This is a genomic window from Paenarthrobacter sp. CM16 (genome assembly GCF_013179505.1).
Classification (GTDB): Bacteria; Actinomycetota; Actinomycetes; order Actinomycetales; family Micrococcaceae; genus Arthrobacter.
This window is the reverse complement of record NZ_JABMCX010000154.1, coordinates 1-11579: the sequence shown is the minus strand read 5'-3', so window position 1 is coordinate 11579 and position 11579 is coordinate 1. Positions and strand designations below refer to the sequence as shown.

The 11579-nt window shown below is 62.1% G+C and carries 11 protein-coding genes and 1 pseudogene; 4 read left to right on the top strand and 8 right to left on the bottom strand.

What is annotated here, in order from left to right; genetic code table 11:
• Positions 1 to 218, top strand: a pseudogene (locus HP499_RS14295) (MFS transporter); the annotation flags it as partial.
• A gap of 115 nt (positions 219 to 333) precedes the next feature.
• Here the strand turns inward: HP499_RS14295 and purN are convergent.
• Complete coding sequence (gene purN / locus HP499_RS14290; protein ID WP_172324739.1) at positions 334 to 903, bottom strand: phosphoribosylglycinamide formyltransferase; 570 nt, start codon at positions 901 to 903, stop codon at positions 334 to 336.
• 11 nt (positions 904 to 914) lie between these two features.
• Between purN and HP499_RS14285 the strand changes: the two genes are divergently transcribed.
• Positions 915 to 1364, top strand: coding sequence for a hypothetical protein (locus HP499_RS14285; RefSeq protein WP_172324737.1), 450 nt, complete (start codon positions 915 to 917; stop codon positions 1362 to 1364).
• 57 nt (positions 1365 to 1421) lie between these two features.
• On the opposite strand, the gene HP499_RS14280 is transcribed toward HP499_RS14285, so the two are convergent.
• The 4 genes from HP499_RS14280 to HP499_RS14265 form a co-directional block, all read right to left on the bottom strand.
• Positions 1422 to 2753, bottom strand: coding sequence for a DUF6350 family protein (locus HP499_RS14280; RefSeq protein WP_172324735.1), 1332 nt, complete (start codon positions 2751 to 2753; stop codon positions 1422 to 1424).
• A gap of 698 nt (positions 2754 to 3451) precedes the next feature.
• Positions 3452 to 3829 carry a hypothetical protein gene (locus tag HP499_RS14275; protein ID WP_172324733.1) on the bottom strand — a complete coding sequence of 126 codons (378 nt, stop codon included), beginning with the start codon at positions 3827 to 3829 and terminating at the stop codon, positions 3452 to 3454.
• Positions 3826 to 4248 carry a J domain-containing protein gene (locus HP499_RS14270; protein ID WP_172324731.1) on the bottom strand — a complete coding sequence of 141 codons (423 nt, stop codon included), beginning with the start codon at positions 4246 to 4248 and terminating at the stop codon, positions 3826 to 3828. The genes HP499_RS14275 and HP499_RS14270 overlap by 4 nt, the downstream gene beginning before the upstream one ends.
• Before the next feature lie 224 nt (positions 4249 to 4472).
• Positions 4473 to 4895, bottom strand: a complete 423-nt coding sequence (locus HP499_RS14265) for an Hsp20/alpha crystallin family protein (protein ID WP_172324729.1) — start codon at positions 4893 to 4895, stop codon at positions 4473 to 4475.
• A gap of 142 nt (positions 4896 to 5037) precedes the next feature.
• Here HP499_RS14265 and HP499_RS14260 point away from each other — a divergent pair, with 142 nt between their 5' ends.
• A complete protein-coding gene (locus HP499_RS14260) occupies positions 5038 to 5475 on the top strand; it encodes a MerR family transcriptional regulator (RefSeq protein ID WP_172324727.1) in 438 nt (145 codons plus the stop codon).
• 200 nt (positions 5476 to 5675) lie between these two features.
• On the opposite strand, the gene HP499_RS14255 is transcribed toward HP499_RS14260, so the two are convergent.
• The 3 genes from HP499_RS14255 to HP499_RS14245 all read right to left on the bottom strand — a co-directional run bounded on the left by HP499_RS14255 (position 5676) and on the right by HP499_RS14245 (position 10432).
• A complete protein-coding gene (locus HP499_RS14255) occupies positions 5676 to 6383 on the bottom strand; it encodes an excalibur calcium-binding domain-containing protein (protein ID WP_253951591.1) in 708 nt (235 codons plus the stop codon).
• Between the two features lie 187 nt (positions 6384 to 6570).
• Positions 6571 to 8433 carry an FG-GAP-like repeat-containing protein gene (locus HP499_RS14250; RefSeq protein WP_253951590.1) on the bottom strand — a complete coding sequence of 621 codons (1863 nt, stop codon included), beginning with the start codon at positions 8431 to 8433 and terminating at the stop codon, positions 6571 to 6573.
• Positions 8434 to 8536: 103 nt separating this feature from the next.
• A complete protein-coding gene (locus HP499_RS14245; protein ID WP_172324725.1) occupies positions 8537 to 10432 on the bottom strand; it encodes an FG-GAP-like repeat-containing protein in 1896 nt (631 codons plus the stop codon).
• Positions 10433 to 10589: 157 nt separating this feature from the next.
• Here HP499_RS14245 and HP499_RS14240 point away from each other — a divergent pair.
• A partial coding sequence (locus HP499_RS14240; protein ID WP_172324741.1) for a glycosyltransferase family 1 protein occupies positions 10590 to 11579 on the top strand: 990 nt, incomplete at its 3' end.

Here is an 11579-nt window from a genome sequence, read left to right as displayed (position 1 = left end):
CCGAGCTGTACCCCACGGAGCTTCGCGGCTCGGGCTTCGGCTGGGCTTCGACGTTCTCCCGCATCGGGGCAGGCTTTGGCCCCTTGGTGTTTGCCTCGTTCTTCTGGCCCGAGTTTGGGTTGGCGCAGTCGTTCGCGATGGCCGGTGGATTGGTGCTGCTGTCCGTGTTGTGGATGGCGTTCTTCGCCCCGGAGACGAAGCAGCGCGAACTCTCCTAAACCGCCGCTTCACCCGACTAATACGCAGATCAGGTGGTTCCCGGGGCTGGGAACCACCTGATCTGCGACGTACTTGGACGTGGGCCTATGCGGTGTGGGCCTCGCGGGTGTGGACCTACGCGGGGGTGGCCGCGAGGTCTGCGAGGGTCTGGACCAGCAGGCGGCGCTCCACTACTTTGATGCGCTCGTGCAGGGATTCCTCGGAGTCCTCCGGAAGCACGGTCACCGCTTCCTGGGCAATGATGGGCCCGGTGTCCACGCCGGCGTCGGCCCAATGAACCGTGCAGCCCGTGACCTTCACGCCGTAGGCAATGGCATCGCGAACTCCGTGGGCGCCCGGGAAGGACGGGAGCAAGGCGGGATGTGTGTTGACGTACTTGCCGTCAAAAGCGTTGATGAAGTCTTCGCTGACGATCCTCATGAAACCGGATGAAACCACCACGTCCGGCGCGTAGGACAGGACCTTGTCGCGCAGGGCGGCGTCCCACTCAGCACGGGTTTCGAACGAGTTGAAGTTCACCACGAAGGTCTCGATGCCGGCTTCGTCGGAGCGCTCCACGCCGTAAGTATCGGGACGGTCAGCGCCCACAGCGGCGATCTCGACATCCAGTTCACCCGACTTCACGGCGTCGATGACTGCCTGAAGATTGGAACCGGTACCGGAGACGAGGACAACAATGCGCATTGCACTAGCTTATGGGCGGCTCGCGTAGGCTGGAAAACATGAATCCCGACGTCGGTCCCAAGCCGAGCCAGCAACCACGCTCCGAGGCCGAAAAGTCCGCCCTCGGCGTGACCCAGATCCTGTTCCGCGCGTTCCTCCTGACGGCTTTGGGCGCGTTCTTCGTGTTCTCCCTGAACGTGAACTACGTGTGGTTGAGCGCCATTTTGACGCTCGCGGGTTTGGTGTTGGGGATCGTGGTGCTGGTGCGCACGCTGAAGTACAAGCACCCGCGGCTGATTCTTTTCGGGACAATTTCCGGCCTGGTTGTTACGGCCGTGATGTGCCTTCTCATCCTGACGTCGGTGCTCTTCTTCAACCAAGTAAGCACGTACCAGGATTGCTCCCGCGGGGCACTGACGGAATCCGCCAAAACCCAATGCCTCACGCAGCTGGAGAACTCCATGCCGGGACCGCTGCGCTAAATCCCTCGCCGGAGCAGCCCGGCGTCAGCAGCCCGGCGTTAACGAAAGCCGAGCCGCTCAGGCGTGTTCGTCGTCGTACGTTGCTTCATCGAGATTCGCTTCGCGCTGCTTTTGGCTGCGTTCCAGCCACGGCCCCACTGCGTAGCCAATCACGACGCCGATGCCCACTTCCGCGGCCAGCCAGACTGCCGTCCACAGCGGGTGGGGTCCGATTTCGGTGAGCCGCCCAATGCCGGCCGAGCCGCGGGCGATCCAAGCCAGAGCACCGCCAAGGACCCCCGCGACTGCACCAACGAAGGCGCCCAGGAACAAGGTTGAAACGGTGGCCGTGAACCAGCGGGATTTGATCTTGATGGAGAGCCACTCGTCAAAATGGTTCTCGCCTTCGCGGAGGAACCACCACCCGGCCAGTATCCCTGCAATGACGGGCAGCGCAAGTGCCATGGCCCCGGCGTCGAGCTGTCCTGCGGGGAGGGCGCCGAGAACCGGGACTGCGGGGAGTGGTCCGACCGCCGTGCCCAGTGGACCGGCGGTGGACCCTACACCCAGGGAGAAGCCCGCGCCCGTGGACCAGGAGAGAGCGAAAATGACGAGGTTCGGCAGGAATCCCAGCTGCGCAATGGTGAGGACGGCGCCGCCGAGGGCGCCGGCTTGGATGCCTTCGTAGACGGCGATGATGTCCGTCCAATGCCACACGATGGTTACCGCCAAAAGCAGTGCGGCCAAACAGACCGAAGCCATGGCCGCAACGAACCCCGCCTTCAACGCCGAGCCAACGTACGAGCCAGCCCAGCGCGAGTGCTGGCTGGTTTTCGCGAGCCAGGCAACGGCATCGACGCCGATGAGTCGGCTCCAGGAACCGGCCTCCCGTCGGGCGCCCACGATCATGCCCAGGCCGAATGAAATCAGCGGAATGGTCATGGCAAACCAGAGGTTGATGACCACTTCAGGGGTGCGGCACACGAAGCCAGTGGCGGCCCCGAACGCGGCGTACACCACGAAGGCGCCAAGGAATGCCTGCCACAGTTGGTCGGTGTAGGAGGCCCTGGCGAGCCGACGACCCGCGCGCCACGCCAGCAGGAACGGGATGAGCGTCAACCCGAGCGGAATGAGGGAAAGCAGACCAGACCCCGGCTGGGCCGCCGTACCGATATTGACCTGCGCCAGCTCCAGCGGAACACCGTGGATCAGCAGCCAAGCCTGTCCGCCCAAGCGGGCCAGGGAGTCGACGTTGCGGTCCTGGAAACCATCGGTTGCCCATACTCCCACCAGCGGCAACACCACCACGATGGCCGAAATGAACGCTGCCTGCGCCGCTTCCAAACCGCCCTGGAGCCAAAGGGGCATCGGGAGGCCACGGTTTCCGGTCTGATCAGCGCGCAGTTTCATCGTGATCTATCGTGCCACGGCAGGCCGCTCCCACCCCGCAGGCGCCCCTGAAATACCGCGAATTCCAGCGCTTTTTCACTACGACGGCCGTAAAATGGGAGGTGTTCTCCCGGGGCACGGAGCCCTCACCGACCACCTCAGCTCCGCCCCCACCTGCACAAACTTTGCAAGGCCCGGAAACAAACGAAGCCGGGAACTAGGAGCGGCCAATGGATAGGTGTCACAACTCATAACAGAAAGTCGTACTAGCAGCTGGTGCAGCCGCCAACGGATTCTCTCCATAGGCTGCACCAGCCTTCTTTTTGTCCCCCTCCTTGCGTCTCCTGTACCCCACCTCCTCCCGCCGAGGGGCGACATCTCAGCACTTTGGAGCACCACTTACTGCCGAGAGCTCACCCCTCGCGAGCCATGAAACCCCAGACCCCCGTCGAGGGGCGACATCTCAGCACTCTGAGGCCCCCTTAGCGCCGAGATCTAACCCCTCACCCAAGTAACGCACGACGGCGGCCGGCTAACTCAAGCGCACACCCCACCAGACCCCCGCCGAGGGGCGACATCTCAGCACTTCGAAGCCCACACTTACTCCCGAGAGCTCACCCCTCGCGAGCCATGAAACCCCAGACCCCCGCCGAGGGGCGACATCTCAGCACTTTGAAGCCCACACTTACTGCCGAGAGCTAACCCCTCGCGGGCATCCGCTAAAGCTGCGGCCCGTACATGAACTCCTTGGCATGATTGACGGCCTTCTTGAAGGCGTCGTTCCGGAGTGTCACCTGCTCCCTGTTGGCTCCCCCACTGGGTTCCAGAAAAGTCGTGGGGCCGGGCCGGAGCATCCAGATATCGCCGGCGGGTGGCAGGTAGAAGACGCCGAAAGACCGGTGCTCGGGGTCCTCGGTCCAGATCGGCACCACGGCAACCGCAGCGCCGGTATCCGGATTGATCCACTGTGCCCGGGGCATCGGCTGTTCGTGGACTTCGGGGTCCAGGAAGGGCGCGGTTCCCCTTCCCCAACGTTTCTCGAACCGTTCGTAGAACGCAGGAATGATGTGGCCGTCGTACGGACGCCAGGCGCTCATGAATGACTCCTTGGAGATCTGAGGTTGCGGACAGATGGCTCCCAGCGGGGCGGCCCAAAAGTCAGCGGTGACTCCTGAGCGCTCCCGGCGGGTTTGGGTGAAGTCTCATCACGGTGCACCCGGATTTTCACCGGCGTACCCTCGGTTCCGGACGAACTTCCGCCCCGGGGGCCGGGTGTGCCGGACCGCGCACGATCGTAAGCCGCCCGCTTCCTTGGGTCCGACAAAACGACGTACGCCTGCATGATGGCGTGCAGTTCCTGGAGGTCGGCCGCGGAGGTGGTGTCGCCGTCGTCGACCTTTTGGCGGGTGTCCGGGTGATGGGTCCGAAGCAGCGTGCGGTAGGCGCGCGTGATCTCACGGGTCGTCGCGTCCGGCGACACGTGAAGGGTGGCGTAGTGGTCAGGTTGGGTACTCACTGCTGATTCCGGTTTCTGCCGCGGAGTTGGAGATGGCCCCCGGCTGAACCGGGGGCCATCACTCGGGAGACGACATCGGGGGCCGCTTTCATGTGCGCTAAAAAACGCTGTGACGTGGCGCGAAGCCTGCGCCCAACTATTCCGATGCGGCCGCTTCCGTCATTCCCGTCCGGCGCTCCGCTGGCGGGCCACCCCCGGGTGAGCCTTCCGGCGGAGCGTACGGGTTATGCGTTGATTTCCTGCCTCTGCCCGCTGGAAGTAATTTCGATGCGCCGCGGCTTGGCCTTCTCTACCACCGGGATCCGGAGTGTCAGGACGCCGGCATCGTAGTTGGCCTGGATGCCGTCGGTATCGAGGGTGTCGCCGAGGATGAGCTGGCGGCTGAAGACGCCTTGGGGGCGTTCGGCGGCGAGCATCTCGGTGTTCTCGCCCGCGGGCGACTTGCGCTCGGCCTTGACCGTGAGGACGTTCCGTTCAACATCCAGATCCACGGTCTCCGGATCAACCCCTGGCAAGTCGAAGGCAACAACGAATTGTCCGTCCTCCTGCCATGCATCCATCGGCATTCCGGCCGGGCGTGCTGTTGTGCCAAAAACCTGTTGGGCGAGCCTGTCGAATTCGCGGAACGGGTCAGTGCGCATCAGCATTTGGTTCTCACTCCTTAGATCTTGATGCTGATTTTGTTGTCCATGCCAGCCTCTTGATCTGTATCAGCTGGTATAGATTTTTTATAGCACTGGTGAGAGAGTGGATGCAAGTAGTTCATCGGTAGATTTTTGGAGGTCTTTGATGGCAGCTTCGGATGGCACGACTGCCGCTGAAGAGTACGACGGCGGCCCGGCTGCTTCCGCGGCAAACGGCACCCCCGCTTCTGCTGACGACCGTGACGCGCGCGGGGTCTACGCGATCTCTGTGGCGGCGGAGCTTGTTGGCACGGGCCAGCAGAACATCCGGCAGTACGAGCGCAAGGGCCTGGTCACCCCGGACAGGACCGACGGCGGTACGCGTCGCTACAGCGAGGACGACCTTGTGACGCTTCGCAGGATCGGAGTGTTGTTGGATGAAGGGCTCAACCTCGCCGGCGTGAAAATGGTACTCGAGTTGGAGGCTGAGAACCGGGGGTTGAGCGAGGACAACCGGGGGCTTGCTGATGACAACCGGGAGCTCCGGGCTGATAACCGGGGGCTGCGGAAGGATTTGAAGCGGGCGCGGGGTGGGGAGCAGTAGAGGAACTGAAGTCCCTACCCTACGCGCCCTCAAGCAAAGGGTTCGATGCCTGAGCAGGTATCGAAGACCGTTCCGTGGATTCGCAAGCCCTCAGGTTGTGCCCGATCCCCCGCTCCGACTGCCTCGAAGTTGGTCCGCAATAAGGTGCGGCCCTCACATAGGGGAGGGCCGCACCTGTCACTACTGGTGATCCGACTCGACTATTTGTCGCAGCCCCACCCGTCTCCGTCTTTGTCCAAGTGACTTCCGTAGCCAGGCTGGCTGATATGGATCGGGGCAGCACCAGCAGCCCTGACAGCCGCGCAGTTTTTGTAGTAGGGCGCCGGGGCCGCGGGTGGAGCCTGTTGGACAGGTGGTTTGGCAGGCACGGCCGGAGCAACTGGTGGTGCCTCAACTACCGGCGGCGGCACAACAACCGCCGGAGTCTCGACGACTGGCGGGGCGGGCGGTGCCACTAATGGGACTACTGCCTGCGTGGGGGTAGGCGTGGGAGTCGGCGTCGCAGTTTCGTCGGTGAGGTGTCGCACTCCGAGCTTTATCTTAGAGTCTTTTTCAACCTGGGCTGCGGGCTTTGGATCTTGGCTGACTACCTCCCAGTTCTTCTTGGAAAGGATGGTCTTACCGTCGTTCACATCCTCGGCTTCAACTTTGAGCCCGAGATCCTTAAGTTGATCAGTAGCTTTATCGAGGGTGAGTCCAACAACGTTCGGCACCGCGATGTTCTGTTCAGCGGCTACGGTAGTGCTGGCCACTGGTTGTGCAGAAGATGCCTTTCCGCAGCCGGTCAACGCAATTCCAGTGAGCACAACAAGTGCAAGTAATTTCTTCAAAATGTCCCCTTTTTGAAGCGACGCCGAAACTCTGGAAGGGCCTGAGTGCCGTATTCCGGAGGGCTCGCTAGCAGCCAAGATACCAGCGCTAGCGATGCAACATTTGAATGGTTCTGATTGTGACAATTTCAGCCTCACGTCGCCCAGAGACTGCGCTACGAACCACTATTAACTGCCCACTCTGCTCTCGGAGCGAGGTCTAGACATGGAACGTCAAAACCCCCGACTGCATGAACTGCATCCGGGGGTTTTGCCGTTCATCACCTTAGAGAATCGCGGTCATACCGTTCCAGCCCTGACCGATGACACTCCCGATCGGCCACTTTGCGCCGCCGCTTCCGGAAAAGAGCCACAATGCGCCGGACGAATCGCGAGCCATGATGTCCGCTTTTCGATCACCGCTGAAGTCACCAGTCGCGAAGAGCGCCGTCATGCCATTCCATCCCTGGCCGTATTGAACTTGAGGCAACCAGCCGCCTGCACCGTTTCCGGGGTAGAGCCAGAGCCGACCGCCGGAATCCCGCGCCATCAGGTCAGATGCGCCGTCGGTGTTGAAGTCACCAACGCCCAGGATGTCCGTCATGGATGACCAGCCAGAACCGATCTGGACCCTGGTCAGCCAGCCGCCCTTGCCATTTCCTGGGTACAACCACAAGACGCCACTACCGTCCCGTGCGGCAACATCCAGGTTGCCGTCGCCATTGAAATCGCCTGCTGAGGTGATTGCCGTCATGCCGCTCCACCCCAAGCCAATCTGCACACGTGGCAACCAGCCGGCAGAGCCGTTCCCGCCATAGAGCCACAGCACGCCGGAAGAGTCGCGGGCAAGGACATCTGAATAGCCGTCACCGTTGAAATCGCCAGGAGTAACCATAGACGTCATGATGTTCCAGCCTTGGCCGACTTGGCGCCTGTCGAGCCAATCGCCAGCACCATCCCCCGGGTAGAGCCAGAGCACGCCGGAGCCGTCACGCGCTAAAACGTCTGCATTTCGATCATTGTTGAAATCGTTCTTCACGGGTCTGGGATCGGCGGACTGCACAACCGTCACCGAGGCACTTCCCTGATTCGCCACGTACGTTGCGCCCGTGTACTCGTGGACCGCAACGGCTACAGGTTGAACTCCGGTTCGAACAACTGACGAGGTGTTGGATGAATCGATGACGGCGACACCCCCACGGCTCAAGGGAGCATATGTTCTGTGGCGCGTGGAATCGACGGCCAATGCGGTCGGCTCGCTCGGAACGCTAATCTGGGCGATCTTCTGCGCCGTAGCTGGATTCACCAGCACAATCGACGAACTGCCACCAGCATTCGTGGACTCGACATAAACATTTCCGGTCCAGGAATCCACAGCCACCTTCCCGAAAGTCTCATCCTGCCGGTACAAAAAGCTCGCATGGGGGGAGTCTTCAACGATTCCCAAATCGCTTTGCGGACGGCCTAGATAACTTCCTGCAAGGGTTTGAAAGACCTCGTTGGTCCGGGTGTTGACGGCATGACCAATCGCATCACCGCCGCCCAACACATAAACGTTCTTGAAGTTCGTCTGTCCGTCGATGACAGTGAGAACGCCACCGCCTGTGGGGACAAACACCCTGTTTCGCGATGAATCGACAACCATGCTCCGCGGAGTTGAGTTGTAGTAGGGGATATCGACCGTCGCATGTTCAGCCCAAGGGTCAATGACGGTGATCCCGTAACTGTAGGAAACATACACTTTCCGGGTGACCTGGTTAATGGCCACTGTTTGCGGGTTGGCTCCTGTTTTGACCCTTCCCGCGACAGTGGCCTCATTCATGATGACCACGGACCCTGCAGCACCCGCTTTGCCTGCAACGCTGACGTAGGCAGTGCTGCTTCCCAAGGTCGCAACACCCTGAGCGACGCCACCCACGTCAACTGTCGTCACTTTTCGGGTTTCCGCATCGATGACGGAGACTCCGCTGTCGGTGGCCACATAGACGTCCCCATTGCCTGACACTGCAATGTCATGCGGGGCCTTGCCTACGGCAATATCAAACGACGTCGAGTCAGCCTTCGCCGGCGACCCAACCAACAGCGAAACGGCCATCGCACCCACAACGGCAAGAGCCGCCGTCGTCCGCTTTCGACCCAACTTTTTCAATCCGGACACAGTAGAACCAGACGCGACAGAACCCAAGGGGACCCCCAGAAAATGAGACGCGACTGCCGCGTCGATGAGCGGAGTCTACAGCTTGTGATGTGAACTAAAGAATCGCTGTCATCCCGCCCCACCCCGTGCCAACGCGGGAAGCCGTGGGCCACGCCGTTCCCCCGCTGCCGGCGTAGAGCCACAGCTCGCCGGCGGCGTTCCGGGCCAGGATGTCGGCACTTCCGTCGCCGTCGAAGTCGCCCGGGCCAACTAGGGAGTTCATGACGTTCCAGCCCTGCCCGATGACGCGCTGCTGCTGCCAGCTTCCGTATCCATTGGGCGGGTAGAGCCAGAGGGCGCCGGAGCTGTCGCGGGCAACAAGGTCGGAGACGCCGTCAGTGTTGAAGTCGCCCACGCCGGTGATCTCGGACATGCCGTTCCAGCCCGTGCCCACTTGGATGGGAGAAAGCCAGCCACCGGCTCCGTTGCCGCGGTACACCATCAGCACGCCTGAGGCGGTTCGGGCTGCGATGTCCACATGGGAGTCGCCGTTGAAGTCCCCCGCGGATTCGATGGCGGTCATACCGGACCAGCCTGTGCCGACCTGAACGCGGGAAAACCAGCCACCTGAACCCTTGCCCGGGTAGAGCCAGAGCAGCCCGCCGGTGTCACGAGCCAGGACGTCGGCGTTGCCGTCACCGTTGAAGTCGCCGGGAGCAACCAGGGCATTCATGACGTTCCACCCTTGGCCCACCTGGATACGCGGCAGCCAACCACCTGAGCCGTTGCCCGGGTAGAGCCACAGGACGCCCGAAGCTTCCCGGGCCAGGACATCAGCAGCACCGTCACCGTTGAAGTCGTTCTTGACCGGCGGCTCAACGTTTGCGTCAATGATGCCCACGGATGCCCGCAGGTAGCTGACCACGTAGACCCTGTCCGTGGTGGTGTTGATGCCTGCGGCCACGGGCTCGTTGCCTGTGTACACGGTGTAATGGGTGTTGTTCTGCCCGTTGATGACGGTAGTGCCGCCGCTGTAGCTGCCGGCGTAGATCTTGTTGTTGGTGGGGTTGACCACTAGCTCGTTTACGCGGGTAGTGGTCCCGATGGTGGCGATCTCGGCGTTGGTTGAGCCGTTGAAGACCTTCACGCCGCCAGCAGTTGACGGCCCGTCCACGGCAACATAAATCCGGTTGGTGGCGGTGTTAACAGCAACGAGGCCGAGTTGGCTGGAGGATGCCAGAGTTGCGTCGATAGTGTCGCTGGCTCCGTCGATGACCAGGAGTTTGGCACCTGAGTTGGCTCCCGTGCTCGCATAGACCTTATTGGTCACGGTGTTCACAGCCACATTGAGGACGGGGCTCCCGCTCGGGGCGATGGTTCCCGTCACGAAGCCGCCTGCTCCAATGACCTTGATGGTTCCGTCGGAGATGACGTAGGCCTTGCCGGTCACAGGGTTCACCACGATGTCCTGCGCTCCGCCGGCCAGCGGTACAAACGTGGTGGCCAGGGTGGCTCCGTCAATGATGGTGACACCACCTTTGACGCTTACGTATATCTTGTTCGTCGTCTCATTGACGGTCACAGTGTAGGGCTCGTTGCCCACTGTCACTGACGCTTTGACAAGCTCCGTGGCCCCGTCCACCACTGCGACCGTTCCACCGATCAGGCTTGCGTAGACAGTGTTGGTGACGGTGTTGACGTCGACATCCCAGGGCATGTCACCGGTGTTTATGGTGCCGCTGGCACTAACGCCGTTGATGACGGAAACGCCTTCGAAGGAAGCCACGTAGGCCTTGTTCGTCACAGGGTTGACGGCGATATTTCCCGGGCGTTCGCCCACCGGAACAAAATCCGTCACGGCATCAGCAACAGCCGGCGTAGCATTCAGGCCCAAAGGCCCGGACAACAAAGCCAATCCCAACCCGACGGCGACCATGCCCGCCGCTGCCCGGCGCCGCCGTCGTACGTTTACTCCCCCAAGCGCGCGCGAACTATCCCCAGCAGCAACCATGGCAAGACCCCCAGAACTTTCGACGCCCAGCACGTCGGATACCGGAAGTCTACGCGGACGCTGGGACAAAACAGAGAACCACCTGTTAACCAACTCTTCCTCCACAGGCCACCGGATCGAACCCGCCACGCCAACCGCCCCGACCACCGTGGAAGGCGTGAGGATCGCAATCGTCGCCGAATCATTCCTGCCATTGATGAATGGGGTAACCCACTCGATACTGCGGGTGCTGGAGCATCTGCAGGAGCGCGGGGATGAGGTGATGGTGATCGCGCCGTCGACGTCGGACACTGATGTTTCGAGCGTCGAGAAGGGTGCGTATGTGCACCGGCTTCCCTCGGTGCCGCTGGCCGGTTACACGAATGTGCGGGTTGCGTTGGGTGGTGTGAATCGGGTCAAGCGAATCCTTGCCGATTTCTCCCCCGACGTCGTTCATCTCGCCTCCCCGTTCGTCCTCGGCTGGCGCGCTGTGCAGGCCGCCCACCAACTCGGCATCCCGACTGTGGCGATCTACCAAACCGAGGTTCCCAGCTACGCCGCCCGTTATGGCGTGCCGTTCCTGGCGAACTGGGCCTGGAACCGCGTGGACAACATCCACCTCCTGGCCACCCGAACCCTTGTGCCGTCCACGTTCGCGCTGAACCAGTTGCGCGGACGTGGCATCCTGCGCGTGGACATGTGGCGACGCGGTGTGGATACCGCCCGCTTTAACCCCGCTAAACGTTCGACGGCGTGGCGCAGCTCGGTAGCGCCCGACGGTCACCGGATCATCGGCTACGTCGGTCGGCTCGCCGTGGAGAAGCAGGTTGAGGATCTTGCCGTGCTGGCGGACCTGCCCAACACGAAGCTGGTGATCGTCGGTGACGGCCCGCAGCGCGCGGCCCTTGAGGCGCAGCTCCCCAACGCGCACTTTGCCGGATTCCTTGGCGGGGATGCACTCGCGGAGGCTGTTGCGGGCTTTGACCTGTTTGTTCATCCCGGCGAGTTCGAGACCTTCTGCCAAACCATCCAGGAAGCCATGGCATCGGGCGTTCCGGTGGTGGCGACCGGCCGTGGCGGTCCTCTGGATCTCGTAGAAAACTCCCGCACCGGCTGGCTGTACGAGCCCGGGAACCTCACCCAGTTGCGCGGCTACGTCCAGGACCTG